Origin of the sequence: Planomicrobium sp. YIM 101495 (genome assembly GCF_009707665.1) — a bacterium.
In the GTDB taxonomy this organism is placed as follows: Bacteria; Bacillota; Bacilli; order Bacillales_A; family Planococcaceae; genus Planococcus.
Genome location: NZ_WLZW01000002.1, coordinates 1 through 26,786, shown reverse-complemented (window position 1 = coordinate 26,786; position 26,786 = coordinate 1). Strand labels below are relative to the sequence as shown.

At 50.1% G+C, this 26,786-nt stretch carries 29 protein-coding genes, 7 tRNA genes, 1 rRNA gene and 1 pseudogene; 5 read left to right on the top strand and 33 right to left on the bottom strand.

From position 1 onward, the window contains the following. Window positions 1-7: 7 nt before the first annotated feature. The 8 genes from GIW82_RS09370 to GIW82_RS09335 form a co-directional block, all read right to left on the bottom strand. Entirely contained in the window at window positions 8-775 is a 768-nt protein-coding gene (locus tag GIW82_RS09370) for a class I SAM-dependent methyltransferase (RefSeq protein WP_154749705.1), read from the bottom strand. Between the two features lie 29 nt (window positions 776-804). Beyond that, window positions 805-2,052 carry a GNAT family N-acetyltransferase gene (locus GIW82_RS09365; RefSeq protein ID WP_195914015.1) on the bottom strand — a complete coding sequence of 416 codons (1,248 nt, stop codon included), beginning with the start codon at window positions 2,050-2,052 and terminating at the stop codon, window positions 805-807. Window positions 2,053-2,070: 18 nt separating this feature from the next. Next, entirely contained in the window at window positions 2,071-2,886 is an 816-nt protein-coding gene (locus GIW82_RS09360; RefSeq protein ID WP_154749704.1) for an SMI1/KNR4 family protein, read from the bottom strand. A gap of 2 nt (window positions 2,887-2,888) precedes the next feature. Beyond that, window positions 2,889-3,755: a phosphotransferase family protein gene (locus tag GIW82_RS09355; protein ID WP_370456183.1), complete on the bottom strand. Its 867-nt coding sequence runs from the start codon at window positions 3,753-3,755 to the stop codon at window positions 2,889-2,891. A 24-nt stretch (window positions 3,756-3,779) separates the two neighbouring features. After that, window positions 3,780-4,820 carry a ribosome small subunit-dependent GTPase A gene (gene rsgA, locus GIW82_RS09350; protein ID WP_230309351.1) on the bottom strand — a complete coding sequence of 347 codons (1,041 nt, stop codon included), beginning with the start codon at window positions 4,818-4,820 and terminating at the stop codon, window positions 3,780-3,782. A gap of 353 nt (window positions 4,821-5,173) precedes the next feature. After that, on the bottom strand, window positions 5,174-6,076 hold the full coding sequence (locus GIW82_RS09345) for an S-layer homology domain-containing protein (RefSeq protein ID WP_154749701.1): 903 nt from the start codon (window positions 6,074-6,076) through the stop codon (window positions 5,174-5,176). Between the two features lie 166 nt (window positions 6,077-6,242). After that, a complete protein-coding gene (locus tag GIW82_RS09340) occupies window positions 6,243-7,853 on the bottom strand; it encodes an ABC transporter permease (RefSeq protein ID WP_154749700.1) in 1,611 nt (536 codons plus the stop codon). Beyond that, the gene (locus tag GIW82_RS09335; RefSeq protein WP_154749699.1) at window positions 7,853-8,767 is read right to left on the bottom strand and encodes an ABC transporter ATP-binding protein; all 915 of its coding nucleotides are present in this window, start codon (window positions 8,765-8,767) and stop codon (window positions 7,853-7,855) included. Before GIW82_RS09335 ends, GIW82_RS09340 begins: the two co-directional genes overlap by 1 nt. A 142-nt stretch (window positions 8,768-8,909) precedes the next feature. On the opposite strand from GIW82_RS09335, the gene GIW82_RS09330 reads away from it, so the two are divergent. Continuing rightward, on the top strand, window positions 8,910-9,497 hold the full coding sequence (locus GIW82_RS09330) for a TetR/AcrR family transcriptional regulator (protein WP_154749698.1): 588 nt from the start codon (window positions 8,910-8,912) through the stop codon (window positions 9,495-9,497). 793 nt (window positions 9,498-10,290) lie between these two features. Here GIW82_RS09330 and GIW82_RS09325 read toward each other — a convergent pair. From GIW82_RS09325 to GIW82_RS14895, 7 genes are all read right to left on the bottom strand, one after another. Next, the gene (locus GIW82_RS09325; protein ID WP_154749697.1) at window positions 10,291-10,800 is read right to left on the bottom strand and encodes a YfiT family bacillithiol transferase; all 510 of its coding nucleotides are present in this window, start codon (window positions 10,798-10,800) and stop codon (window positions 10,291-10,293) included. Between the two features lie 62 nt (window positions 10,801-10,862). Beyond that, window positions 10,863-11,405, bottom strand: a complete 543-nt coding sequence (locus tag GIW82_RS09320) for a GNAT family N-acetyltransferase (protein ID WP_154749696.1) — start codon at window positions 11,403-11,405, stop codon at window positions 10,863-10,865. A gap of 158 nt (window positions 11,406-11,563) precedes the next feature. Continuing rightward, a complete protein-coding gene (locus tag GIW82_RS09315; protein WP_154749695.1) occupies window positions 11,564-11,827 on the bottom strand; it encodes a hypothetical protein in 264 nt (87 codons plus the stop codon). A gap of 25 nt (window positions 11,828-11,852) precedes the next feature. Next, window positions 11,853-12,035, bottom strand: a complete 183-nt coding sequence (locus GIW82_RS09310) for a hypothetical protein (protein ID WP_154749694.1) — start codon at window positions 12,033-12,035, stop codon at window positions 11,853-11,855. Then, window positions 12,032-12,418 carry a phosphotransferase family protein gene (locus tag GIW82_RS09305; RefSeq protein ID WP_195914014.1) on the bottom strand — a complete coding sequence of 129 codons (387 nt, stop codon included), beginning with the start codon at window positions 12,416-12,418 and terminating at the stop codon, window positions 12,032-12,034. The genes GIW82_RS09310 and GIW82_RS09305 overlap by 4 nt, the downstream gene beginning before the upstream one ends. An 18-nt stretch (window positions 12,419-12,436) precedes the next feature. Beyond that, window positions 12,437-12,655: a hypothetical protein gene (locus GIW82_RS09300; RefSeq protein WP_154749692.1), complete on the bottom strand. Its 219-nt coding sequence runs from the start codon at window positions 12,653-12,655 to the stop codon at window positions 12,437-12,439. Window positions 12,656-12,690: 35 nt separating this feature from the next. Then, window positions 12,691-12,864, bottom strand: coding sequence for a hypothetical protein (locus tag GIW82_RS14895; RefSeq protein WP_154749691.1), 174 nt, complete (start codon window positions 12,862-12,864; stop codon window positions 12,691-12,693). A 96-nt stretch (window positions 12,865-12,960) separates the two neighbouring features. Between GIW82_RS14895 and GIW82_RS09290 the strand changes: the two are divergent. Further along, a pseudogene (locus tag GIW82_RS09290) lies at window positions 12,961-13,719 on the top strand (DsbA family oxidoreductase); the annotation flags it as partial. A gap of 57 nt (window positions 13,720-13,776) precedes the next feature. On the opposite strand, the gene GIW82_RS09285 reads toward GIW82_RS09290, so the two are convergent. Beyond that, window positions 13,777-14,322, bottom strand: a complete 546-nt coding sequence (locus GIW82_RS09285) for an NADPH-dependent FMN reductase (RefSeq protein WP_154749690.1) — start codon at window positions 14,320-14,322, stop codon at window positions 13,777-13,779. A gap of 204 nt (window positions 14,323-14,526) precedes the next feature. Between GIW82_RS09285 and GIW82_RS09280 the strand changes: the two genes are divergently transcribed. Next, window positions 14,527-15,399, top strand: coding sequence for a YitT family protein (locus GIW82_RS09280; protein WP_154749689.1), 873 nt, complete (start codon window positions 14,527-14,529; stop codon window positions 15,397-15,399). Window positions 15,400-15,458: 59 nt separating this feature from the next. Here GIW82_RS09280 and GIW82_RS09275 read toward each other — a convergent pair whose 3' ends face one another. Continuing rightward, on the bottom strand, window positions 15,459-16,052 hold the full coding sequence (locus GIW82_RS09275; protein WP_154749688.1) for a tetratricopeptide repeat protein: 594 nt from the start codon (window positions 16,050-16,052) through the stop codon (window positions 15,459-15,461). Window positions 16,053-16,142: 90 nt separating this feature from the next. Between GIW82_RS09275 and GIW82_RS09270 the strand changes: the two genes are divergently transcribed. Next, window positions 16,143-16,793, top strand: coding sequence for a flavodoxin family protein (locus GIW82_RS09270; RefSeq protein WP_304608894.1), 651 nt, complete (start codon window positions 16,143-16,145; stop codon window positions 16,791-16,793). A 71-nt stretch (window positions 16,794-16,864) separates the two neighbouring features. On the opposite strand, the gene GIW82_RS09265 is transcribed toward GIW82_RS09270, so the two are convergent. From GIW82_RS09265 to rocF, 8 genes are all read right to left on the bottom strand, one after another. After that, window positions 16,865-17,239, bottom strand: coding sequence for a hypothetical protein (locus GIW82_RS09265; protein ID WP_154749686.1), 375 nt, complete (start codon window positions 17,237-17,239; stop codon window positions 16,865-16,867). 182 nt (window positions 17,240-17,421) lie between these two features. Beyond that, window positions 17,422-19,224 (bottom strand): glutamine--fructose-6-phosphate transaminase (isomerizing), encoded by a 1,803-nt coding sequence (gene glmS, locus GIW82_RS09260; protein WP_154749685.1) that lies wholly within the window; start codon window positions 19,222-19,224, stop codon window positions 17,422-17,424. Between the two features lie 434 nt (window positions 19,225-19,658). Then, window positions 19,659-21,011, bottom strand: coding sequence for a phosphoglucosamine mutase (gene glmM, locus GIW82_RS09255; RefSeq protein ID WP_154749684.1), 1,353 nt, complete (start codon window positions 21,009-21,011; stop codon window positions 19,659-19,661). Between the two features lie 31 nt (window positions 21,012-21,042). Beyond that, window positions 21,043-22,047, bottom strand: a complete 1,005-nt coding sequence (locus GIW82_RS09250; protein WP_154749683.1) for a CdaR family protein — start codon at window positions 22,045-22,047, stop codon at window positions 21,043-21,045. Continuing rightward, window positions 22,040-22,876: a diadenylate cyclase CdaA gene (gene cdaA / locus GIW82_RS09245; RefSeq protein ID WP_154749682.1), complete on the bottom strand. Its 837-nt coding sequence runs from the start codon at window positions 22,874-22,876 to the stop codon at window positions 22,040-22,042. The genes GIW82_RS09250 and cdaA overlap by 8 nt, the downstream gene beginning before the upstream one ends. A 145-nt stretch (window positions 22,877-23,021) precedes the next feature. After that, on the bottom strand, window positions 23,022-23,663 hold the full coding sequence (locus GIW82_RS09240; RefSeq protein ID WP_154749681.1) for a zf-HC2 domain-containing protein: 642 nt from the start codon (window positions 23,661-23,663) through the stop codon (window positions 23,022-23,024). A gap of 12 nt (window positions 23,664-23,675) precedes the next feature. Further along, window positions 23,676-24,239, bottom strand: coding sequence for an RNA polymerase sigma factor SigW (sigW, locus tag GIW82_RS09235; protein WP_154749680.1), 564 nt, complete (start codon window positions 24,237-24,239; stop codon window positions 23,676-23,678). A gap of 214 nt (window positions 24,240-24,453) precedes the next feature. Next, window positions 24,454-25,362, bottom strand: a complete 909-nt coding sequence (gene rocF / locus GIW82_RS09230; RefSeq protein WP_154749679.1) for an arginase — start codon at window positions 25,360-25,362, stop codon at window positions 24,454-24,456. Window positions 25,363-25,648: 286 nt separating this feature from the next. Here rocF and GIW82_RS09225 point away from each other — a divergent pair, with 286 nt between their 5' ends. Then, window positions 25,649-26,005: a citrate/2-methylcitrate synthase gene (locus GIW82_RS09225; protein WP_154749678.1), complete on the top strand. Its 357-nt coding sequence runs from the start codon at window positions 25,649-25,651 to the stop codon at window positions 26,003-26,005. Here GIW82_RS09225 and GIW82_RS09220 read toward each other — a convergent pair. The 8 genes from GIW82_RS09220 to rrf form a co-directional block, all read right to left on the bottom strand. Next, window positions 25,996-26,068, bottom strand: a tRNA-Ala gene (locus tag GIW82_RS09220). The genes GIW82_RS09225 and GIW82_RS09220 overlap by 10 nt on opposite strands. 31 nt (window positions 26,069-26,099) lie before the next feature. Beyond that, window positions 26,100-26,172: transfer RNA gene (locus tag GIW82_RS09215), tRNA-Lys, on the bottom strand. Between the two features lie 12 nt (window positions 26,173-26,184). Then, window positions 26,185-26,259: transfer RNA gene (locus GIW82_RS09210), tRNA-Gln, on the bottom strand. A gap of 10 nt (window positions 26,260-26,269) precedes the next feature. After that, window positions 26,270-26,353: transfer RNA gene (locus GIW82_RS09205), tRNA-Tyr, on the bottom strand. A 20-nt stretch (window positions 26,354-26,373) separates the two neighbouring features. Continuing rightward, window positions 26,374-26,449, bottom strand: a tRNA-Val gene (locus GIW82_RS09200). 7 nt (window positions 26,450-26,456) lie between these two features. Then, window positions 26,457-26,528 (bottom strand) — tRNA-Glu (locus tag GIW82_RS09195). A 43-nt stretch (window positions 26,529-26,571) separates the two neighbouring features. After that, window positions 26,572-26,644, bottom strand: a tRNA-Thr gene (locus GIW82_RS09190). Between the two features lie 40 nt (window positions 26,645-26,684). After that, window positions 26,685-26,786 (bottom strand): 5S ribosomal RNA (gene rrf / locus GIW82_RS09185); the annotation flags it as partial.

Below are 26,786 nucleotides of genomic sequence, written 5' to 3'. Positions count from 1 at the left end.
CTTCCCTTTATTCCATTGACCGGCAATGCACAACTATCGAGACGCTATCCTTTGTAAAGAGGTCCTTCCGCCACGAACCGTAAAGATGAATCATTTCAAAGCCGTGGGTGTGCAAAAGCCGCTCGAGCTCCATCGGGAACGTATACCGGAGCGAGATGGCTTCGGTTTCTTCCGACATACATTCCCCACTTTTCCACGTCTCCTGCTCCATCTGGCAATGAAGGATCTGTGCCAGATGATCATACACTTCCGTATTCCGCTCTACTATCGTATTCCCTTGCGCATCCGTTTTCCGTTCTTCCGCCTTCTCGCCTGAAGCAAGTTCAGCAAGCAACGGATTTCGCGTATCAAAAACGAACTCCCCGCCTGGCTCCAGATGCGCTTTCACCGATTGGAACAGGCGGTCCTGACTGTCGTTCGTCAGGAAATGCTGGAACGAGTTGCCGGTCATGAAAATGAGCGGTGTGACAAGCCCGAGATTCAGTTCGGTGCAGTCCTGCTGCTCGAAACGGATCGTCAGCACTTCTTTCTCCGCCTTCCGTTTCGCCAGCTCCAGCATGCCCGCATGGATATCGACGCCGATCATCTGCCATCCGCGCATTGCCATCGGAACCGTCAGCCGGCCGGTACCGCACGCGAGCTCGACGATTGGTGCAGTCACTCCCTTTGCCGCTTCCATGATATAACGTAAGTCTTCCGTGTAGCCGCTGTATAACTCATCATACTTATCCGGATGGTCATAAGCAGTCAGATTGTCCTCTACTGTATTCCCCATGCCAATTTCCCCTTTCTTGAATGGTCTCGTCACCCTGTTATCGTCCCTTGATGAAACGCCATTCGCCAGACGCTATCTTCCATCTTCCATAAGGAGCTTCTGAGCGATTGGCTTCCTGTCACATTGTGTGTTGTCCGGTAGCGCGCCTGGACAAGCCCCGGAGCCAGTTCGACCAGCTCAAAGTCAGCTAGGATGAATGGAATTTCCTCGAGCGCTTGCATCCCTAATAGTTCGATGGCCATTTCTTTGTCATAGACTGCCCCTGACGACCCGAATTCCACGAATGTCTCTGATAAAAGCGCTTCGAAGTCCGCCTTCCGGTAATGCATCAAGCGCTGTTCCAGTTCCAAGACTTCTTTTTTCAATACCGCTTCACGCTCTTTTTCATCCATACTCCCTTGTCTTATGTCTTTCGTGTATGCACATAGATCATACAAATGTTGGAAGCCCACTTTTTTATACAGATTGATGGCACTGCGATTCTTCGAGTTGACGCATAAAGTGATGGAGTCCATGTTTTCGAATGTAAATAGCCACTGCAAGGCTCCCGTAAGTAGAGTTGCGCCGACGCCATTTCCTCTTTCAGATTCTTCGACCGCAAAGAATTCAATGCTTGCTTCGCCAAACTCTGGTTCTGCCTCCACATAAATATAGCCGCAAAAAACATCTCCTCTGGTCATGATGAACACTTTCCTATGTTCATTCAAGCGAGCCAGTATTTGCTGGGCGTTATAATAAGCACCGTGAAATGCTTGGTCGTGCACCCGTTTCATAGCAAGTTCAAAGGTTGGTGTCAGTTCTTCCAAAATAGCGCTCTCCAATTCCATGCTATTGTCACGTGTGAAGAGCAAGATTGTTTCATCACTATATTTTTCAAAAGAAAGATCCTTCGCCAGTTGGCAAACCTGAACATTTCTCCGGTTCGGAAACATTTCCAAAGACTTTATTTCTCCCGGCAGTAAGTCCATCGTCTTCTCCCACATCGCAAAAGCGAGATCCCGCTTCCAATCGAGGAGGAAAGGCCCCCAAATTTCAGCACTTCCATCTTCCAAGTCCGCGTCAAACCCTAAGACGCCGATTAATTGATTCCGCTCGTACGCGCCCACAAAACTTTCGGCATATTTAACATCTGTGATATCAGCTTCCATACTCTTCGCGATTTCTTTCTCGTCTTCTCCGCAATATCCAATATGTGTTTCCTCATGATTGTTTAATTGGGAAATGAATCTGGAAACCTCTTGCAAATCTTCATTTTGTAATACTCTTAGTTCCACCATGTTCGCCCCCCTGCAGTCTTACTTGTCCCCGTAAGAAGCGTCCTGCACGATCTGTATATACTCCCGCAATTCCGGGACCGCTTCTTTCAGCACCTCATCCTGCTCCATTTTGCTGTAAATCTCCTGCATCACTTGTTCACCGAACGAAAACTTTTCGTGATAAATCATGATATAGTGGGCAGCCAGATTTTTTAGTTGCTTTGATGAAGTCCCTAAAAGCTCCAGCATTTTCTGCTCAATTAAGCGCTCTTGTCCCGCTGCATTTTCATAAAAGTAATTGAAGGACAAAATCCAATTCGCTTCGTCTTCTCCCGCAAGCGCTTCTAACGCTTGTTCGGCGGACAAACCAGGATAGATGTCTCCTTCCTCATCCTCTGACAATTCGGCCGTATACAAGCCTGTCAAAAAGTCGGCAAAAGAAGAAGCAACCGGCACGATCCGCTCATTGTCTGCATCGACAAATATGATCGGCGGTTCACTTTTTACTGTGCGGTAATCCATGGCGAGCCACATATGGCCGTCTCCTGAAAACACAACGATTTCTTTCGGCAATCCCCACTCCTTGATCAAATATGGACTCTGCAAAATCCCCTCTTCTCCAACACCGTAAATCTGCTGAACCGGTACATGATCGTCCGCCCAGTCTGGCTTTATATCGCAAGAAAAAGCCTGATCGACCGGTACACCGCCATTCTGTACTCGCATCAACTCGACGTAGCTCTCTGGTAATTTCACACCCAACCGCGTCTCCGCTGCAGCCAGCATCCTATCAGTCAACTCCGGTAATTTGTATTCATCCGTCTCAACATCCCAGATCACATGAATTTCCTCCATCTCTACTCAAAAATCTTCGCCAACATTTCCAGGCTCTCATCAAAAAATCGCTGATTCTTCTGGATTCCACGTCGTTTGCACCAACCGATGGAGTTGAACGCATCCGTAAACCGGTAGAACGGAAGAATCGCATCAAGATCCGGGAGCGGGCGAACAGAACGGTATCCCGCCTCGAAAGCAGCACGCGTCCCGAAGTGTTTGGAGAAGATGTCCCGGTCGAGCTTCGTAAAGTCCATTTCCGTCGAACCGAAACGGGAACTCTCAAAATCGATCAGACCGTTCACGCGGCCGTCCTTGACGATGATATTGGCCGGACGGAGGTCCATATGGATGAACGCCGGACCATCCGCCGGCGGCAATTGCCGTTTCAATCTTTCATAATGCTTCAGCGACCAGTCGAACAATTCGTCCGGAATCACCCCTTTTACATCCTCCGCGAACCCGTAGAACTGCCTGTCCCGAAACTCCTCCCAGTTGTCGTACAGATCCGGCAGAGCCTTGCTGGCACGCTCAGACCCGACAGTGTGCAGTTCTGCGTGGCAGCGGCCGATATCCGCCGCCGTCTCCGCAGTCACTTCGCCGCTCAGCGCTTCTCCCTCGATCGCCGACAGCAGAAGCGCGCCCGTCACTTCCGTGTCTCCTTGCCACACATCGAGCAGCTGCGGGACAGGCACTTGATCCTGCAGCACCCGGAGCGCTTCCGCCTCCCGCTCCCATTTCACTTTCGAATAAGGGATTTTCAGATAAACCTGTTCTCCGCCTGCAAGTGTCAGCCGGGACACTTCCGAGCTGAACGACTCGGGCACGCCTTCGATTGTCCGGACGTCGAGTCCCATTGCGGCAATCGCCTTCTCTGTATTCACTGACACTGCATACATCCCCTTTCATCCGGATTAGTCGTACCTTTCGCCTTTACGCCGTTTCCGGGTTCTTTTCTCCATGCGTTTTTCCTGCAGCTTCTCCTGCTGTTTGGCACGCTGTTCCACGTGGGCGAGTTCCCGCTGCATTTTCATGTAATTGCGCAGACGCCCCTCTTCCAGTTCACCTTCTGCGACAGCCTGCCGGGCCGCGCAGCCGGCTTCTGCCTGGTGGCGGCAATCCCGGAAGCGGCAGCTTTCTGAAAGCCGTTCGATGTCGGGGAAACTTGCATCCAGATCTTCCGTTTCCGCAAGCTGAAGCTCCCGCATGCCCGGGGTATCGATAATTGCTCCGCCATTCGGCAGAAGAATCAGTTCCCGGTGGGTCGTCGTGTGCTTGCCGCGCTCATCGGACTCCCGGATGCCGCCCGTGTCCATGCGCGCGTCTCCGATGAGCCGGTTGACGAGTGTGGATTTGCCGACGCCGGATGAACCTGTGAACACTCCTGTCTTTCCTGGCCCAAGCAAAGCGAGCAGTTCTTCGATTCCCGTCCCGTCCAGTGCGCTCACGACAAAGACCGGCAAGTCTCCGAGGCTTTTCAGCTGTTCCATGTAATGTTCCGGATTCAAACAGGCATCCGCCTTCGTCAGCACGATGACCGGTTCCGCGCCCGAGTCGGCGACCGCCACCAAATAACGCTCGATCCGCCTCACATTGAAATCGCGGTTGAGGCTCGAGACGACGAATACATAATCGGCATTCGCCGCAATGAGCTGTTCGTCGGAAGTGAAGCCCGCTGCTTTCCGTGAAAACGACGACGTGCGCGGCAGCACCCGCTGGATCACGGCCTTTCCTTCCGCTTCGAGCACGTCGGCGATTACCCAATCGCCGACGGCCGGGTAATCGCTTGTCGCCAATGCCTCGAATGCGAATTTGCCGGACACTCTCCCCAGCAGTTCGCCGCCCTCCGTCAAAATGCGATACGTGTGCTTATGCTCCAGTGCGATACGGCCGACTGCCTGTCTCTCTGCCAAAGACGCTGCTGGTGCGCTTAGTTTCTCATTCCATTGATTCAATTCAATTCCTCCATTTTTTTGCATAATAAAAACCTTATGGCCCGCTTCATAAGCAGCCATAAGGTTTCATTTTGCACAATGGAAAAAACATACGCTCAAATAGAAAGGGCGCACGGCGGGCAAGATGAAATTGACTGGTTATGAAGCTTCGGTTGAATTGGAAGTCTTTTCATCGTGCTCACCCACTTTCTTTTTAGTTTCTTCAGTTTAGCATGATTCGTCGCGAGATGGAATACCATTTTCTGAAAAAAGTAAATAGTCTCATTGGATTCCTTCATAGGCAACGACCTTGAAAGCTACTTGTACACAAAAAAACACCCGATCATCAAAGATTCGGGTGTTTTGTATGAAGATTACTGAAAATCAAACGGTGCTTCGACGATCGTCTCGTAGTCTGTCACACGGATGATGCCGCTTTTATCTGTCAGGTCTGTGTTTTCAAACGTGAGCGTGAGCGTCATCCGGTCTTCGGACAATTTGGCAGTGACAAGTCTCAGCCAAGCTTCCGTGCCGTCTTCGAAGATCAGTGAGTAAAAGAAGAAGTCCGCTGTTTCAAGGGCGGAGTATTCTTCCGGCACTGCTTCAGTCAATGTCAATTGGAGGGAAGTCGGAGAAAGGACTTCTGCACTTTCAAGTCCGTACATATACTCCTGATCGATGATGAACATGAATGTATTATAAAGCAAGTTCGAGAAATCACCGCGTGTGATATTCGCATGTGTCCCGTAAGAAGTGTCTGAAGTTCCGTTCGTGATGCCTGTGCCGTACAACGCTTCGATATATGGAAGGAAGACGCCTCCTGCATCCGTGAACGGCGTTTCTTCTTCATAGCCTTCCAGCCCGTATGCAAGGACGAGCATTTTGGCCATCGCGCCGCGGCTTAATGGATCGTTCGGCTTGAACTGGGTCTTCGTGACGCCTGCCACGATGTCCATTTCAGCGAGTGCATTGACAGCTCCAGCTACACGCTCGTTGACATCCGTGAAACCTGCTGAGTAGCGCGTGTCGACGTCAAGTCCGAGCATATTCGCCAAGATCACCGCAGCATCGCCTCTCGTCAGGCTCCGGTTCGTTCCGAAACGTGTATCGGAAAATCCATTGATGACCCCGATTTCGTACAAGAAGCTGACTGCTTCATCGTGACGGTCACTGACATCCGTGAAAGAGTGGACGCTTGATGCCTGGATTGGTGCTGCTACAGTGACAGCTGCAAGCGCTGCTACAGAAGCGGACATGAAAAATTTCTGTTTATTCATCGTTGATCTTTTTCTCCTGTCTGAATTGGAATAAATTGATTGTATCACCAGACTTATGTTGTGTATATAGGGTTTCAGAGCAGTGAAAATATATTTTTTTTGCAGCAGGAAATGTCCGAAAAAGTGAGAAAACCCTTCCCAAAAATCCGCCTTTTCTTACCAGGCTTCAGCCTGCCAGATCCCGCTTATTATAGCCAATGAAGCCAACCACCAGGAATAAAATCGCACCTCCCGTCAACACGGCCAACATCACGAAATTCATTTCATCCACCGGGATTTGCGGAACGTGTTCAAAGGCGGACAATTGATTCATCCACTCCGGAAAGCGGAGCAGATCCTTGAGGTAAACAACGACAAAGCAGTAAATGATGTAAAGCCAGACGAGACTCGTCAGTTTTGGTGCTGCCCCGAGCAAGGCAGCGGCAAGACCGATCACCACCCACATCGCCGGCAAATACACATAAGCCGATGAGAACGTCGTAGTAAAGGATAGCCCTTCGTCCATCACTGCCCCGCCGACTGACCACAGCCCGAAAGCAACAGCTGTCTGCATCGTCAAACTTACCAGCACTGAAAGCAGACAATAACTTCCCAGTACATAATTTCTCGACACCGCGCGGCTATAGAAGTTTTCTGTGAGGTTCTTCGTTTCTTCCGATTTCAGCTTCAACACGACCATTACGGTAGGAATCAGACTGATGACCGACATGATCGCCATCAATAAGGTAATAAACTGCTCCGTCAGCGTATACGCAGAATCCGCCTCAACGAACGCCTGCATCAATTCATTGTCAGCAAAATAGCTTTCGAGATCTCCCAAAATCGCGCCAAAAGAACTGCTCAATGCAAACAAAATGATTGTCCAGACGACAGTATTCGTCCGCTGCAGCCGAAAAGCAAGCCCGAATGGCGTCTGCAAAAAGGGCGATGCATGCATTTTCCCTCTTCTTGGCGCTATGAATCCGGACCCCAGATCACGGGCTGCATGCAGATAAAACGCAGCCAGTCCAGAAAGAACAGCAGCTGCAGCCAACAGCAACACCGGCCACCAATTGTTCGCCGCAAACACTTCTGTCCGCACCACCCAGCCGAGTGGCGATATCCAGGACAGCGAATCACTGCTTACATCACCGATCGCCCGCACAAGATAGGCGATGATCAAAAACAGAAAAGAAAACATGGCTGTTCCTCTCGAAGTTTCTGCAAGCTGGGCGAATAAGGCCGTGACAGCCGCAAATAAAAGGCCGGATGCACCCAGAAGAGCACCGTATAATGCGGCTCCTTCCAAACCGATTCCTTCGATTCCGAGAACAGCCAATCCTGCAGCTGTCAGAATCGCCAGCACCAGATTCGCAGAAACCATCACGATCAGCACAGCACTCGCATGAGAGAGTCGTCCGACAGACAGCGCACGGATCATTTCGATGCGACCGTCTTCTTCATCGCCCCGGGTAGCCCGTCCGACAAGCAGAATATTCATCGCCGCCACTGCCATCACCGTAAACAGCAGCATTTCATTGGCGAACATGGCACCAACTGACTGCACATAATCCTCCATCTCATAACCCGGTCCAAGCATCGCCACCATCGCCGGATTTTCCATCGTGAAAAAAGCGGCCTGTTTCGAATGCTCATCTTTGTAAATACTTGGATAAGCAGCAGCGACCAATAACGTAATCCCGATCAGCCCAGCTAGCCAAACAAGGATTTTAAAGCGCTGCTGCCTGAAGACGAACCTGGCTAATGCCCCTGTACCCTTGAAATTCCCCGCTCTCATCACCGGATCCCCTCCGCTCCGGTCCCGGCACGCTCTTCGCTTTGGTAATGGCGCATGAACAAATCTTCCAGTGTCGGCGGAGCACTTTCCAGCTTCAAAATACCGAACCTACTAATGTAACGGATCACGGCATCCATTTCTTCAGTATCCACTTGGAACGTGAATTCCGAACCTTTCTCTTCCAAGTTGTGAATGCCTTTCAGCTCGTTCAAAGCGGTTAATGGTTGCTTTGTTTGAACCGTCAAATGAGTGCGCGTCAAATGTCTCAGCTCTTCCAATGTTCCTGTTTCAACCATTTTTCCCTGGCGGATAATCCCCACCCGGTCGCATAACTTCTCTACTTCCGACAAAATATGGCTTGACAGCAAGACGCTTTTGCCCGCTGCCTTCGCATCGAGCACGCATTCCTGGAACACTTTTTCCATCAGCGGATCAAGTCCGGACGTCGGCTCGTCCAGGATATACAGATCGGCATCCGACGCAAATGCAGCGATCAGTGCAACTTTCTGCCGGTTCCCTTTCGAATACGTCCGGCTCTTCTTCGTCGGATCGAAATCAAATTTCTTGATCAGCTGTTCTCTCTTCTCGTGGTTGGCGTTTCCATTCATCTTCATGAAAAGGTCGATCACTTCCCCGCCGGTCAGGTTCGGCCACAGGTTCACATCCCCAGGCACATAGGCAACGCGTTTGTGGATATCCACTGCATGGGACCAGGCGTCTTTCCCGAAAATCTCCGCTTCCCCTTGCGTCGCTTTCAGCATGCCGAGCAGGATGCGGATGGTCGTCGATTTCCCTGCCCCGTTCGGACCGATAAAGCCGTACACTTCCCCTTCGTTCACTTCCATATCCACGCCGTCCAGTGCAGTGAATGATCCGAACTTCTTTGTTAAATTTTCTATTTTTAAAATGCTCATCTTATCCCCTCCTTTTAGTTATGAAATATTTTAACTATTTAAGTTCATAATATAGGAAATGAGTAGTATCCGCAATATTTTATGAACTACTTACATTGTTTTATTTCATAAATTTCATTAAACTGAGGGAGAGGTGTATGCAATGGATGGTTTCGAAAAACGCAGGGAGCAAAAGAAAAAAGATATCATGGACGCTGCACTGGCCTTATTTATCAAGTCCGGCATACAAAAAGTGTCCATCTCGGAAATTGCCGGGAAAGCAAAAGTCTCCCAAGTGACGATTTATAATTATTTTGAAAGCAAAGACAAGCTCGTGCGTGTTGTTTTTAAATTTTACGTTGATCGAATATGGCAGGAACAAAAGCATCTTTTGGAAAGCGATCTGCCATTCAATGAAAAATTAGAGAAAATCACTTTTGGAAAAGGCTTTCAAGCGGATCAAATTAGCGAAAAGTTTTTTCAAGACTTTATGAAGGATTATGCGAGTGGACAAAGTTATGTAGAAGAACTATACATGAAAGAAGCACTGCCGCTTATCCTGCAGCTTTTTGAAGAAGGAAGAACGCAGGGGGATGTTGATCCAGCGGTATCGGATGAGGCCATCTTGTTTTATCTGCAGATGTTCCAGGAGTATCTGCAGCGTGAAGGCGTCGCCCAGGCGGTGCTGCCGATAGCGGAAGATCTGACGAAGCTGTTCTTTTACGGGATTGCGGGGAAAAGCGGGGAGTAACCGTTTGTCGCTCCCGTGCCGGAGTTGAGGTGAAGCAGGAGTGAGTGGATTTTTGGCGTGCGCTGTATTAGGTGGTGTTTAGGGCCGCGCTTCGCTATGCCTTTGGCGCTGAAAGTGAAAAGTGTCATGAAATAAGGGTAAAATATCCTGTTATTTTTGGATATTGCGCTTTCTGCGGTCGAATAAGGGTAAATTTTACCTTTATTGTTTGATTGCGCCCTCATTTATCTTCATTCAAGAGAAATAGAGGGAATTTCTACCGCTATTTCAGTGAAATCGCCTTTTATTTTTGCGATAAGGGGAATTTCTACCGCTATTCATCTCCAATGAATGGGAGTATCAAAAATAGCGGATCGCTGATCAGAAAGAGGCTGGGCCCGAAAGTCAGTGACTTTCGGGTCCAGCCTCTTTTGCATGTTCATTTTGTCCGCGTGCCTTGGTGGAAATACACCTGCCACCCGGATTCTCCATGCCGCCAGAGCGAGCTCCGCAACGATTTGGCACCGTCGGAACGGCCTTCCGTTACGTAGGTGCCATGCGCGATGCCTGGTGCGAGTTCCCGCACACGGAAATTGGTGACATGGACGGGGGGGCTCCGGCACGCCCGCGTCATTGACTAAGCCAGCCAGCATGGACGCTTTGCTGTAGACGGTTCCGGATGTGCCGAAATCCGTGAAGTCCTCTGCGAGAATCTTCTCGAAGTCCGCCTTCCAGTAATGCATGAGGCGCAGTTCCAGCGCCAATAATGTTTGTTCCAATCTTGTCATTCCGCTGCTTTCAGACACAGGGAACCTCAATTTTCCAACGCAATTTTGATATGCGCCAAATGATGCTCTTCGTGCCACGACAATTTTTTCAGCTTTGTTGCGACGGTGATTTCGCCGTTCGTCTCGTGCGTGAAGACGCGTTTCAATTGGTCGTCGGTCACATGCTTCCCGAGTGCGACGATGCGTTCGTTCAGCCCTTCCAGCATCTTGATCGAACTTACCACCGGCAGCTCATTATCCGGCAGCGCCGCCCATCCCTCCTGGTCGAATCCCGGAACGGTCGGGTTTTCGTCCGTCAATGCCAGCCGCAGCCGCTGATACATGTTCAGCTGGGAATCGGCGATATGGTGCACGAGCTGCCGGACGGTCCAGCTGCCTTCCCGGTATTTCTTTTCCAATTGCGCATCACTCAAGGAATCGACGGTTTCCCGCAGGCGGTCCGTATACGTCTCGATTTTGCCCAGCCATTCCTGGACATGCTCCGTTGTTGCGTCTTCAGGTACTTCCAGTTCTCCGATCGGAAATCTTACATCCATTATTCCAACATCCTTTCCCTGACCCGTAGTTAGATTGCCTTCCCGCTCAATATAGCAACTTTCTAAACGGACAGCAATGCTGCCCATTCTTCCCGCAGGATGCCCATCCGGATCGAATCGTAATACTCGCCTTCGTGGAAGCGCACTTTGCGCATGCGTCCTTCCATCTGCATGCCGAGCTTCTCGGCGACACGGATCATCCGTGCGTTGCCGGACCAAGTTGTCAGGCCGATGCGCACAGTCGGAAGCGTTTGGAAAAGGTGCTCGATCCAGAGCGTCAATGCACGTGTCCCGAGTCCTTTGCTCCAATTGCCCGCTTCGTGCAGCACTATGCCCACTTCAAGCCATTTCTGCTGGGCGTCTTCGTAATAATACGACAGGATGCCGCACACCTTGTCTTCGACCGTAATCACCCAGAAATCATCACAGCCGATCCAGTCTGTCCGCGTTTCCATAAACGTTTCGTACGGAATGGCCTTGTGCGGAAAATACGGCGCGTCCCATTTCTTCCACTCCGGCGCTTCATCCTTGTAGATCAATTCCCATAACCTTGGCAAATCCCGCTCCTCGACCGGGCGGATCGCCAATTGTTTGTCTTTGTACATTCAGTTATCCTCTTTTCAAAAATTAATCGGATGCCTGATTGAAAAAAGAAGCGATTCGCTTTTACTTCTCAATCACCTGTTTGATAGAAGTGTTTTCCATTTTCATCGCCGCCTTTCTTGAATTGATTCAATATTACCACTCTTTTAAGGCTACGTCCTTAAAACTTCGATTCTTTATACTGCTCCAGCAAATGCAAAAACTTCCCACACCGGTACGACTCCACATAAGGCACTCCTGTATTTTCCGTCCCCACCTCATTTTCGATTTGGATATGATCTCGGTTGATCTTGCGGATTATGTATTCATTCCCTTCATACTCCCCGTGCCGAAAATTGTCCAAGGCCACGAAATCGTAGATGGTTTGATAAGTCTCTTCGTCCATCATTTCTGATTCGAGAAATTGCTTCATCATGGCATTCATTTAACCCCCCCTTCCATTCGAACATTCACCGATACGCACTAATCCCGCTCTCGAATGCTTCTTCACCCCCATGCTCGATCCCGTGGAGCGCTTCCTGCAAAGCGAATGTGCTCCGGTAAAATGCTACACGCCCTGCAGTCCCCTCTTTGTGCGGATAAAAATTCAGGCACAAATCGAAAAACGCTTCGCCGTAACTGGAAAGGATCACTGCAAAATCATAAGCCGGATCCCCATCTCGGAACCACCAAAATCGATGATACCAGAAATTTCACCCACTCTGGGATTCCATAGAATATTGGAAGCCCCAAAATCTCCATGTATGAGAACCGCTCTTGTGTGCGAAGCAGACTCTCCTTCCAGAAAGTTTTCGAACGACCGGCTGATTTCCTGCTGGGCGCTCGTCCGGGTATGCGGATAGTGTTTTGTGCGGACTCCTTCATACAGTTTCCGTATGTCCTCGTATGGATTACGAACCTTCAACTGCAACGCTTCTTTCACTTCTGCTTCAGTGGATCCATGGAGTTCCGCGAGAAAAGTACCGAGCCGTTTTGCCAATCTCTCCACTGTTTCCTTATCTTGGACTTGCGCCAAACCTCCTCTCCACAAAGGTTAGCCTTCAATCCTCCGGTATCCAGCAAACACTGTTCCCGGCTCCACCCTTTCAAGTGAGCAATACACCGGCTCCGGAATCGGAAGGGGCAGTCTGTCCTTAAGAAACTGCAAAATCTCCGTTTCCCTTTTCAATTGAACGATTTCATTTACGTCCATCTTTTCCACAACCAAGCCGGGACAGGCCGACTCGATGTGTTCTGCAAAGTGCGTTTTCATATTGGAATCTCCTTGTCACTTTATCTAAATTGTTTCTATTCCTCTTCAGACGATTTCTTAGAAACGATGGACGAGATGACCCATCCGAATATCCCGCCCGTCCCGACTCCGAAAATCAAAGCGGAAGTTGTACTGTCAAAAGTGCTGAATCCTACGACTGTCATCGTCACGACCGTCAAAATCACGATGTACCAATTGGTGTTGTCCATTGCGAATCCCCCCTGAGTTATTGACCGTTTCCAATCCCCCGCAGCATATAAGGAATCGCCGGTCTGATAAATGTCGCCGGCGATACTTGCCCGTCCCGCTTCCAGGAGCAGTACCGCCACTACTTCAACTTCCACACCATCATGGGCGGACTTTTGGAAAAATGACACGGCGGTCCGATCGACCCGGCAAACGGCATCAACGGACCAGCCGATGTAGCCGGTCATTGGCGCGAAGTCGGCGAATATACAAGAATGCCAATCGACGGCAGTGTCATGATCGATGATCCGGTCCAGTCGTCGTTCCCGCCATCGCGCGTCTATAAGGTCATCCAGCAGCTCCACGGTGACGAACAGGCGAATGAATATTTGCGCCGTGCCCGTGAAGATTTGTTCGCCTTCAACCGGAACATCGGCGAAGTGGATGTTCTGACGGAGATCATCAACGCGATGGGTCTCGACGGCGAAGCAATCGTCAAGCAAGCAGACGCGCCGACTGGCCACGCATTATTGCAGGAAGACATCGCCATGGCTGCGAAACTCGGCGCACGCGGATTCCCGACGATCATCATGATCAATAAAGAAAACAAAGGCGTGAAAATCGTCGGCAGCCGTCCGATGGAATATTACGTCGAAGGGCTGAAGCAAGTGCTGGACGAGGAAACGCTCCAGTCCGTTGAACAGCCAAGTCTTGCGGCATTGCTCCAACAGGAGAAGATGCTGTTTTCGAAGGAAATCGAAGTGATGTACGATATGAATCAAGCGGCTTTCCAGTCGTTCGTCGAAGAACAGCTTACATCCGAAGAATATGAAGCGAAAGAATTGCTCGGAGAGACCTATCTCGTCTCGACGAAGTGAATTCTTGCTCAAAGATGTAAATGACGCCTCCAATAATGGAAGCGTCATTTTTTTGCGTTATTGATATTTCTTGATCAGTTCCACGAATGTATCGATGAACGATTTCAGGAACTCCACCGTTCCTTCGTTATTGAACTTGCCGCTTTCATCCAATAGATCCTGCGAATTCGCCAAATACACTTCCGGCTGCTGCACGACCGGCATGTTCAGGAACGTGAGTGATTGGCGCAAATGATGGTTCGCCCCGAATCCACTCAGATTACTGATCGACTGGCTGACGACGGCTGCCGGCTTCGAATCCCATACGCTCTCGCCGTAAGGTCTCGAACCGATGTCGATCGCATTTTTCAGTACGCCTGGCACACTGCGGTTGTATTCCGGTGTCACAAAGAGAATGGCATCCATCCCCCGGACTTTGTCACGGAATGTGACGTACTCCTGCGGGCTGTCTTCATCGTAATCTTGATTATACAAAGGCAAATTGCCGATCTCAACAAATTCCGTCTCATATCCATCCGGGAATAACTCTGCAATGTTTTCGGCAATCTTTTTCGAGAATGCTTCTTTTCTCAAGCTTCCAACGACAATACCGACTTTTGCCATACTAAATCATCCTTTTCTGTTCGTATTTTTCCCAAGACCAAGCAGCGGGTTCTCTATCTACTTACCCCTTTTGGCACTTTTGACACATAGAGAAAAACAATTGATAAAAGGATATCTTTTCGCTATTCAAATCGCTGGCGAAAGGGTATCGTAAATAAATGGAATATAATAATTCCACGAATTCATGTGAAAGAAGGCAAGCATATGAGTACCCTATCCCCTGCACGCAAAAACAGATTCAAACAGATCGCCCGCGCACTTCCGATCATCATCGGCGCATTCATCACCGCTTATGGCCTCGAAGCCGTTCTCATCCCCAACAACGTGTCGGATGGCGGCGTCACCGGGCTCAGCATCGTCAGCTCCCAATTGACCGGCATGCCGCTCGGCGCACTGATTGCTGTCCTGAATATTCCGTTCGTCTATTTAGGCTATAAGCAGATCGGGAAAAGTTTCGCCATCTACTCCGTGATCGGCATCGCTTCCCTCGCCTATGCAACGACGCTCATGCACCATATTCCGACGATCATCGAAGGAGATACGCTGCTGATCACCGTCATTGGCGGAATCATCATCGGCTTCGGGATGGGACTTGCGCTGCGGAATGGTGGCGCACTGGATGGCATCGACATGCTGGCTGTCCTACTCGCGCGCAAATTGCCGTTCGGCACGAGTGACTTGATTCTCTTCCTCAACTTGTTCGTCTTCATCATCGTCTCATTTGTTTTCGGACTGAAAGGCGCTTTCCTTTCCGGGATCGCTTATTTCATCGCATCCAAAGTGATCCAGATGGTCGAAGAAGGATTGAGCGGCTCCAAAACGTATAAAATCATCACGAGCCAGCCTGACCTGCTCGTCCAGACCATCTATGACCGCCTCGGCCGCAACGCGACATACAATCTTGTCCAAGGCGCGTATTCAAACGAGCAGTACAAGGAAATCACTTGCATCATCAACCGCCTGGAAGACAGCAAGATGAAAGAAATCATCTACGAAATCGACAATAACGCATTCGTCGCAGTATACGACGTCGCCGAAGTCAGAGGCGGCAACTTTAAGAAGCGGGATATTCACTGATCCAAATTACAACCAAAATGGTGGGAGGAAAATTCATCGAATTTTCCTCCCACCACTTTTTAATGATTTCTTCTATTTTTTAATTTTGAGACCAGTTCCAACGCTTTTTCTGTCGAAGAAATCAGCACTTCATCACCTTTTTGCCGGCGCAAGGCTAACGCTTCCTGCAAGTTCTTTTCTGCACATTCGAATTCATGCATTTCCAGATAGCATTTGCCGATATGCTGAAGGGCGAAATCTTGATAGACAAGGAAATTGCCGCTCCTGCAGAGACTTAGCGCTTTGTCGAATAACGTGAGGGCTTCCCCATGTTCCCCGCCATACTTCAGCACTTCCCCCGACCGGATGAGCGTTACCATTTCCTTGATCGCATCTTCCTGATGAGTTGCATAAGCTAGGCATTCATTCAAATACTGCTTTGCTTTTGCAAGCTGCGTGGCATCATCATTCCCGTAAATCCGGTACAAATTCCCAAGCGCCCCGGAAATGGCATATCGCTCCGAACCTTCTGCTTTTGACAGCAAACGCTCAAGCGCTTCGATGCTTTCCGCAAGCATCGGCAAGTCCGATGCGGTCTCCCGCAAATAATTGTTCTCATCAAAATAAATCGTCCCATTCACTTCAATCCATATGCGCGTAGATTCATCAGTCATAAAATCAACACTCCTTATTGATGATATTTATTAAGAAAGGATTGTTTCCACTTCAATCAGGGAAATGTGGAACTAACAGGAAACGAAAGGATGAAGAACATGGCAGCTGAATCTTTGAAAGCGTTGATTTTGAACTGTTCCTTGAAGAAAAGTCCTGAGACCTCAAACACGGACGCACTCCTCGATGAAGTGGTGAAGTTTTTCGACCAGGAAGGCGTCTCGACAGAACGGCTCCGGTTGGCGGATTTCAATATCGCCCATGCGATGGAAATGGATGCGGGCGACGGGGATGAATGGCCCCAAATCGCTGAAAAAATCCTGGCTTCGGATATTCTGATTATCGGAACCCCTGTCTGGATGGGTGAAAAAAGCAGCTATGCAGTCAAAGCAATCGAGCGGATCTACGCCGGAAGCAGCGAGACGAATGAAAAGGGCCAGTATATTTACTATAACCGAGTCGGCGGAGTCGTTGTTACAGGAAATGAAGACGGTGCCAAAAACAGTGCGCGGTCGATTCTGTACAGCTTGTCGCATATGGGATTCACCGTGCCGCCGAATGCCGACACGTATTGGGTGGGGACGGCCGGGCCGGGACCGTCATTCATTGACGCGGACGGAACGCAGAACGACTTCACGATGCAGCACGCAAAAATCATGGCTTATAACCTGGTGCATTTTGCACGAATGCTTAAGACGAATCCGATTCCGGAAAAAGGGACGCGGCTCGAGAAGCCTGAATGACGGGAATGATTTTCGAGTACGTAAAAAGAGCCTTTTGATGAAGGCTCTTTTGTTTGGATTCGCTTCGTGTTTTACAGCCGATAAGACTTCACTCGCTTGACCTTCCCAGACTTTGCCGCGCTGCTGAATGTGTAAACGTCGCAGAAATCGACTTCCGAGCCGTCTGCTAATGTGAGTACGCCATTTATCGAAGCGAATTTCCCGTGAGTGATCACTCTTTCGACTTCCAGGCACGCAACTCCCAGTTCCTTTTCCGCCTGCGAAGCGGCAAATAACAAGTCCAGCCCATTCACCGTCTCGTTTTCTTTCAAACGATGCCAGACGATCGATGCGTCCGCATATTCCTCGATGACATCTTCCCGCTTCTGCAACAGAGCCGCCGCAAAATCAATGACGATTTGTTTCCTTGGTGCATTGTCGCATCCTTTTGGAACGATCATCTCCATTTCATTTACCTCCTCGGAGATCCTTGGATGATGTAAACAGATTTATCTTCCCACTATAACATCATTGTTTCCGGAGAAATAGCCTTCCATCGTTAATGTTGCCAAACAAAAAGAACGTCCGCAACCGTACCAAAGCACGCTGCGGACGTTCTCTTAACTTCTCTTTGAAATTCCAAATACTCCTACTCCACCGTCACCGACTTCGCCAAGTTGCGCGGCTTGTCGACGTCACAGTCGCGGTGCAGGGCAGCGTAGTAGCTGATCAGCTGCATCGGGATGACCGAGACGAGCGGCGACAGCATTTCGTTCACTTTCGGCAGGACGTGCGCGTCGCCTTGTTCCTGCAGACCTTCCATGGAGATGATACATGGGTTGGCGCCGCGGGCTGCGACTTCTTTGACGTTGCCGCGGATGTTCAGGTTGACGGCTTCCTGTGTCGCAAGCGCGATGACCGGTGTGCCTTCTTCGATCAAGGCGATCGTGCCGTGCTTGAGTTCACCGCCGGCAAAGCCTTCCGCCTGGATGTACGAGATTTCCTTCAGTTTCAAGGCGCCTTCCAGACCAACGAAGTAATCGAAGACACGGCCGATGAAGAAGCAATTGCGTGTTGTCGCCAAATACTGATGTGCTATCGCTTCCATCTCTTCTTTTGCATCCACTTGTGACTGGATTGCATTGGCGACGATGCCCAGTTCCTGGACAAGGTCGAAGCCGATGTCTTTGCCGCGTGCTTTCGCTGCGACACCTGCAAGGATGGCGAGTACTGCCAATTGCGCCGTGTAAGCTTTCGTCGATGCGACCGCAATCTCCGGTCCTGCATGCAACAATAACGTATGGTCAGCTTCGCGTGACAGCGTTGAACCGCCGACGTTCGTGATGGTCAGCGAGGCATGGCCGAGTTCTTTGATCTTCACCAATACTTGCCGGCTGTCCGCCGTCTCCCCTGATTGGGAAATGAAAATGAACAACGGCTTTTCGGACAGCAGCGGCATATTGTAGCCGAATTCACTCGAGATGTGGACTTCGACCGGGATCCCTGTCATTTTCTCGAGGTATTCCTTGCCGATCAAGCCAGCATGGTAGCTCGTACCTGCAGCGATGATGTGCAGACGGTCTGCGCTGTTCAATGCATCCAGAATAGCAGGATCGATGGTCAGTTGGTCGTTGTCGTCCTGATAAGCCTGGACGATTTTGCGCACGACTGCCGGCTGCTCATCGATTTCTTTCAGCATGTAATGCGGGTAAGTGCCTTTTTCGATATCGCTCATGTCGATTTCGGCAGTAAATGGCTCGCGGCGCATCCCTTCACCTGCCAGCGTCTCGATTTCCACGCCGTCTTTGCGGACGATGACGATTTCCTTGTCCATCAATTCCACGAACTGATCCGTCAGCTGCAGCATCGCCATCGCATCCGAAGCGATGACATTGAAGCGCTCTCCTAAGCCGACGAGCAATGGACTCTTATTTTTCGCGACATAGATCGTCTCTGCTTCTTCTGCATCGAGAAGTGCGATCGCATACGACCCTTCCAGGAGCGTCAACGATTTGCAGAACGCTTCTTTCGTCGTCATGCCCTCGCCTGCAAATTTCGCGATCAGCTGCACGATGATTTCCGTGTCCGTATCCGACTGCATCTCTACATCCGCCAAGTAATCGCGCTGGATATGATGATAGTTTTCGATCACGCCGTTATGGACAAGCGTGAAGCGTTCCGCTGTGCTTTGATGCGGGTGCGCATTCACCTTGTTCGGTTTGCCGTGCGTTGCCCAGCGCGTATGGCCGATGCCTGTGCTCGCCTCCACCGCGTAATCTACGGCACCGCGCAAATCAGCAATCCGGCCCTTCTCCTTGAAGACCGTGACCCCTTCATCATTCCGCACTGCAATGCCGGCTGAGTCATAGCCGCGGTACTCAAGTCGCTCCAGCCCTTTCAACAATACTTCCTTCGCGTCTTGTTCCCCTATATATCCTACAATTCCACACATATCATGTATCCTCCAATTTTTGAAAATGAGAAATAAGCCTTTGCTGAAATCTGCAAAAACTTGTGAGCCCATCCATCCCTTTGTCCAGCTGATCACTCAGCTGATTTCCAGATGAACGTTACGACCGGGCTTCACGGCCGGGAGGCATCCGCCGACTGTTCGATACTCCTCCACCTCGTCTGCTGGAAAATGATTGGTCCATCCGATTTTCCCAGCGCTGGCGCTTCATGATTGGCTTCCTTAACACTTCGACTTCGATCCTCCTTTTCAGTGGCCCTAAACAGGCAACACTATCATACCTTGTCATGCTTGCAGACGCAAGCGAGAAAGCCCATTTAAAAGGTTTTATTCCATTAATTTCAAATATATGGAAAAAGAAAAAGCGAAAGGAAATCAAGATTCCCTCTCGCCCTTCTTATTAAAATGGAAGACTCTTATTCCGCCAAGCCCATTTCAGCTTGTACGACTTCAACAATCCGGTCGACATAGCGCGTGCAATCTTCAACAGTCGATGCTTCGACCATCACACGAACAAGCGGCTCCGTTCCGGATGGACGTACAAGTACGCGTCCTTCGCCAGCCATTTCCTGCTCGACCGCTGCGATTTCTTCCGCTACTTTCGCGTTGTCCGTTACTGCATGTTTGTCCGTCACACGTACGTTGACGAGTTTTTGAGGGAAGATCGTCATCTCAGCAGCGAGCTCAGATAACTTCTTGCCCGTCACTTTCATGATATTGACAAGCTGAAGACCTGTCAGCAAGCCGTCACCCGTCGTGTTGTAATCAAGGAAGACGATATGGCCAGACTGCTCTCCGCCTAGGTTGTATTCGTTCTTTCTCATTTCCTCTACGACGTAGCGGTCACCCACTGCCGTCTTGACACTCGTCATGCCGTTTTCTTCGATTGCTTTATAGAAACCGAGGTTACTCATCACTGTAGAAACGACAGTTCCTTTTTTCAAGCGGCCTTCACTGTGAAGGTGTTTTCCGCAAATATACATGATCTTGTCGCCATCGACGATCGTACCATTCTCATCGACTGCGATCAGACGGTCACCATCGCCATCAAACGCAAGTCCAATGTCCGCATGCTTCTCTACCACCAGCTCCGCAAGCTTTTCCGGATGTGTCGAACCGACATGGTCGTTGATGTTCAAGCCGTTCGGAGATGCACCCATCGACGTCAGATCTGCATCCAAGTCCGCGAACACATGCATCGCAAGTGTCGACGTCGCGCCGTGTGCACAGTCAAGTGCTACGTGAAGCCCTGTGAAGTCTTCATCCACAGTCTGCTTCAAGTACTGCAAGTATTTCTGTCCGCCTTCGAAGTAATCGGTCATGCTGCCGATGTCTCCGCCGGTCGGTCTTGGCAAACGATCTTCTTCCTCGTCAAGCAGCGCTTCGATCTCCGCCTCCTGCTCATCGGACAACTTGAAGCCGTCCGAACCGAAGAATTTGATGCCATTGTCCGCCACTGGGTTATGTGAAGCGGAGATCATGACGCCTGCCTCCGCGCTCATGACGCGTGTTAAGTAAGAAACGCCGGGTGTAGAGATGACGCCGAGACGCATCACTTCCGCTCCGACTGAAAGCAAGCCGGCTACAAGTGCGCCTTCCAGCATTTCCCCTGAAATGCGCGTGTCCCGGCCAATGAGTACTTTCGGTTTATCTTTTGAGCTTTTCGTCAGGATGTATCCGCCGAAGCGACCTAATTTAAATGCTAATTCGGGTGTCAATTCACTATTGGCGACACCGCGCACACCATCTGTTCCAAAATATTTTCCCATTCTGTTCTCTCCTTCTATCTCTGAAGCTTGTTTAAGTTTCCAGATCTTCTTCCACTTCGGGATTGTTCGGCTCCTCAGGAAGTACTGCCTCGTCAATTTCGATCTCCGCTTCCACGTCAATTTGTTCCGGATCGATACGAACTACCCCTTCAGGCAGTACCGCATCCATCTGAATCTCCGTGTCTGCAGCTGATATACTGCCGACATTCACTTCCAGTACGTATTCAGTCAGCGGATCGACCACACTGCGTGGACCATAGACTGTGACAGTCTCGAACGACGGCGTCAGGCTGTTCACCGTGATACCATCTGCCAGCGTCCCTGTCTGCTCAATCGTCACCGGCAGCTCTTTGCTGTAAGCTTCGATTCCTACATCGACACGGACCGTCTCAGGCTCGATCGTCACGTTCTCAAGCTTCGTCAAATCATTCGCGAGAACGCGGACCGTCGATTCGGCCGTGAAGGACTCATTGATTCCCGCTTCTCCAGTCACCGTCGCCTTCACGAAGCTGATCGAATCGATGACGCTCCGTGGTCCAGTCACTTTTACCTGCCCAGGATCGACTGAAATCTCTTCCAGCACGTACCCTTCAGCAAGAAGCTGTTCATTCAACTCCGGATCGATGCGGAATTCTTTTGTTACTTTCTCTTCGATCGACACCGTGAGCATCGAAGGTTCGATACGTACACCGAGTCGTTCAGACAAGTTCTCTGTCTGGATACGCACTTGGTGCTGGCCCATCGGCAAGTTGCGCAAATCCACGAATAAAGTGAAATCCTTGATCTGGCGTGTCGGTTGCACAATGCTTGCCGGACCTGTGATATAAAGGTCCACCGTCTCCGGTAAACCGGTAACTGTCAAATTCTCATTATCGTAATACACTTCCAGTGGTATGCTTTCGAGCGTTTCCGTCATGGTCCCGTTATCGTCGGTCTGCGCATTCTCTTTCTCTAGCTGGACCGTGTAAAAAAGAAAGATGGCCAAAAGCAAGGCAATGATCCGCAGCGACCACCGGTGGTCCATCATTTTATCCATTCTTTTTCCCCCTCAGGTTCCACCAGGAAGACGTGTTTTCTGTTGGCTGTTCACCGAACCAGATACGGCGCAGTTTCGCCTCGAATTCTTCCAAAGATAAATTGCGATGCAAGTCCCCGTTCGCTGTCAGGCTGATCGCTCCCGTCTCTTCCGATACCACAATCGTAATGGCGTCGGTCACTTCGCTGATTCCGAGAGCAGCACGGTGGCGCGTCCCGAGTTCCTTCGAGATGAACGGACTTTCCGATAGCGGCAAATAACAGGCGGCAGCTGCGATCTTGTTCTTTTGGATGATGACCGCCCCGTCATGTAATGGCGTATTCGGGATGAACATATTGATGATCAGCTCGGAAGTGATGTCTGAGTTCATCGGGATCCCCGTCTCGATGTATTCACTCATCCCGGTCTCCCGCTCGATGGACATGAGCGCTCCGATCCGCCGTTTGGCCATATAGCTGACTGATTTGGTCAGTGCTTCAATCAGGCGATTCCGCTCTGACTCTTCGTTCAACGTCGAGCTTGAGAACAGCTTCCCGCGTCCGAGCTGTTCGAGCGCGCGTCTCAGCTCAGGCTGGAAGATGATGATGATCGCCAAGAAACCCCAATTCAATACTTGCTGCATGATCCATCCAAGCGTCTCCAATTGCAGAGCCTGTGTAATCAATTGTGCGATTACGATGAAGATGATCCCTTTTAACAATTGGACCGCCTTCGTCCCTTTGATGATGGTGATCACTTTATATAGAACAAACCAGACTAATAAAATATCGACGACGTTCATTAATAATTCCCATGGTGTCAATTCTGTCATACTCTCCAAAAACGGCATCTGCAACCCTCACTTTTCTCCATCTGCATATGCCTAAGTATATCATATTGCATGGTGTCTTGCCTTCTCACAGCAGGCGCCCACGCCCACACAACGCAAAAAAGCCGGCTGAGGGCCAGCTGGCTTCTTTGTGACGGTTGCTCACTTATTCATCCGTATCCGATTCATCCCCGCCGCCGCTAAATACGGAAGCAGCATCTTTTACACCGTTCTTGATCTTATACCAAAGCCACTCGAACATCCGGTCAATCTCCTCAATCTCTCCAGTGATGACGCCACTCGAAGCCATATACTGCCCGTTGACGATCGTCACGTTTCCTTCGAGTTCACCTTCAACACGCAAATCACCGTTTTTCACTGTGATGTTGCCGACCACTTTCTCACCTTCAGGCACAATGACCGTCTGCCCCTCTACAACAAGGTTCTCCTGTTTCGTGAAGGCAAATTGCTGGTCGTCATTGAAATTCGAAAACAGCGCTGCACTCATAAGCATGCAGAATACCGCTGCAGCGGCTAGCATAGGGTGGCGCCTGAACCAACGCTGGACATTGCCTCGCTGGTGTTCTTTCGGCAGCGCCGCCATCGTCTTCGAGACGAAATCGGGTGGCGCTTGTATATGGGATGCACTTTGAATGAATGCGATCGTTTTATTTAACTCCTGATACTCTTTCCGGCAATCTCCGCATGAATGCAGATGCTCTTTCAACACCTGCTCACTGGCTGGTGTACTCATGCCATCCAGATGGTCGTTCATGAGCTCGATAATATTCTCTGGACAGGCTGTCATGGCGCTCTCCTCCTACAAATTGCTCAATTGCTTCCGCAATGCTTCTCTTCCCCGATGAATGCGCGTCTTGACGGTGCCGAGCGGCAAATCGAGAATTTCACTGATCTCTGCCAGTGGCAATTCCTCGATATACTTCAGCACGATGGCGGCTCGGTACTTGTCCGGCAAGCGGCTGATCTCATACTGCACCCGCTCCTGCACTTCCATCTGCATCAATTCCTCTTCCGGCAACGGATTATCGTTCGCAATCTGCGAATACATGTCCAAGCTTTCCGTTCCCCGTACTTCCTGGTCGAGGTAGTGTGACGGTTTCTTCTTACGTATCCTGTCGATGCATAAATTCGTTGCGATCCGGAACAGCCACGTCGAAAACTTCCGATTTTGGTCGAATGTATGCAAATTGACATATGCACGCGTAAACGCTTCTTGCGCGATGTCTTCCGCCTCGTGCTTGTTGCCAAGCATTCGGTAGCAGATCTGATACAGCTGATGCTGATACAGCTCTACGATTTCTGCATAGCTCTCTTTATCTCCCTTAAGCACTTTCCCGATTCTCTTATTAATTAACGCCTGCATAATCTCATTTCCCTCCGCCCATGCGGCTGTACTTTATATACGGACTTCAAAGTAAAAGGTTTCATTTATTTCTACTTCTTTATCGTATCAAAGAAAAGAATTGGGTGGGAGCTTATTTTCTCCCTAATCATTGTAAATTTTTATCATAAAAAAATCATAGGAGCGGGGCGGAATGCCCCGTTCCTATGATTTCTACTTTTTATCGAAACTCGATTCACAATAATTTCTCGCCAAGAAGCGAACCGATCAAAGCGACCGCTACGTCCGCCGTCTTGTTTTTCTCATCCAAGATCGGATTAACTTCCACGAACTCAGCTGATGTAATGACACCAGCGTCATACAGCATCTCCATCGCCAAGTGGCTCTCGCGATACGAGATGCCCCCAGGAACCGGCGTGCCGACACCTGGCGTGTACATCGGGTCGATGCCGTCCAGATCAAGTGACAGGTGGATACCGTCCGTACCGCGCTCTTCCTTCAAATAACGAAGTGCGTCCTCGATGACTGCATTCATGCCGAGCTTGTCGATTTCGTGCATGCTGTAGACGCGGATTCCGCGCTCACGGATCAGCTCGCGTTCCCCTGGATCGACTGAACGTGCGCCGATGATGACGATATTCTCCGGCTTCACTTTCGGTGAGAACCCACGGATGTGCGTCAATTTCTCGTGTCCGTGCCCGAAACTTGCAGCAAGCGGCATCCCGTGGATATTGCCCGATGGTGAAGTCTCGCTTGTGTTCATATCCGCATGGGCGTCGTACCAAATGACGCCCAAGTTTTCATATTGCGGTGAAATCCCTGCGAGCGTTCCGATTGCGATACTATGGTCGCCCCCGAGGACAAGCGGGAATTTCCCTGCTTCAGCCACTTGCTGCACGCGCGCCCCTAGCTCTTCCATCGCGTCAGTAATTACTTCCAAGTTACGCAAGTTCGAATCCTCATCACGCTCGCCATCTGCTTTCCCTACGTGGACATCCCCTTCATCAACGACACTGTGACCAAGACTCTCGATGCGCTCCTTCACACCCGCATAACGGATCGCACTCGGTCCCATATCTACACCTCGTCGGTTCTGCCCATGATCCATCGGCACCCCGATCAAAGAAACGTTTAATTTATTCATAATCTCATACCCCCTTTTCAAGCTACTCCCATTGTAACTGCTAGGAAGTTTATGGCTCAACCGAACAAAAAACTGAATATTTATTCACTTATTATTTGAAGCACACACATTGGAGCCGCTGAAGAAATTCACGTTTGATCCCGCCCATTTCATAAACCAGAAAGTATGTCGATACTGAAGGCAGTGGCAGTAGGTCGAATGGTACGTCCATTAGCCGTCCTTTCAACAGCTTCCGGCGCACGATCTATTTAGTCAGGAAAGATGCACCAAGCCCTTCTTCGATGAAATGTTTCGCGAAATGCGCCTACGTCACTTTCATCGTCCGGATTCCCGCCACTTCCCGCCGCAACCTCAAAAGGACAGAAAATATGAGGATTTGTTCCGGAACAAGCATCTTCTCAATGCCCATAAGTCCGGGAGAGCACTGTATGTAAACGTAGAATTTCATGCGGCAGTCATCATGCGCGCCATCGCAATGCCTGTCGCCTTGTTCACGCCTAAATTTAGTACAGCCCATATCGGCGGCTGGACTGCGCGCCTCATCGAACAGCAGGAAGACAGCGGAAAGAACGGAAGAACGAAAAAACCGCATCCTTTTCCGGATGCAGTTTTCGTACAGACATATAAACGTTATGGAGCCTAGGGGGCTCGAACCCCTGACCTCGTCACTGCCAGCGACGCGCTCTCCCAGCTGAGCTAAGGCCCCTTATTGAAAATATGCGTGAAGTAAAAGTTGATGAGCCATGCAGGATTCGAACCTGCGACCCTCTGATTAAAAGTCAGATGCTCTACCAACTGAGCTAATGGCTCAACTTAAAAAAATGGCTGGGGTACCTGGATTCGAACCAGGGCATGACGGGATCAAAACCCGTTGCCTTACCGCTTGGCTATACCCCAATAAAATAACTGGTGGTGGGGGGCAGATTCGAACTGCCGAACCCGAAGGAGCGGATTTACAGTCCGCCGCGTTTAGCCACTTCGCTACCCCACCGATATTAAAAAAAGTCCTTCTGGTGGAGGATGACGGGATCGAACCGCCGACCCTCTGCTTGTAAGGCAGATGCTCTCCCAGCTGAGCTAATCCTCCATAAAAGTGACCCCTACGGGATTCGAACCCGTGTTACCGCCGTGAAAGGGCGGTGTCTTAACCGCTTGACCAAGGGGCCTTGTTATAATGATTCGTGCACTGAATGAAAACTTAGAAAGCTAAGCTTCCAACCGGGCTCGAACCGGTGACCTCTTCCTTACCATGGAAGCACTCTACCTACTGAGCTATGGAAGCAAGATAAAAGTTCAACCATTTTAGAAGAAATAAAAAAATTGCCTAGCGACGTCCTACTCTCACAGGGGGAAACCCCCAACTACCATCGGCGCAAAAGAGCTTAACTTCCGTGTTCGAGATGGGAACGGGTGTGGCCTCTTTG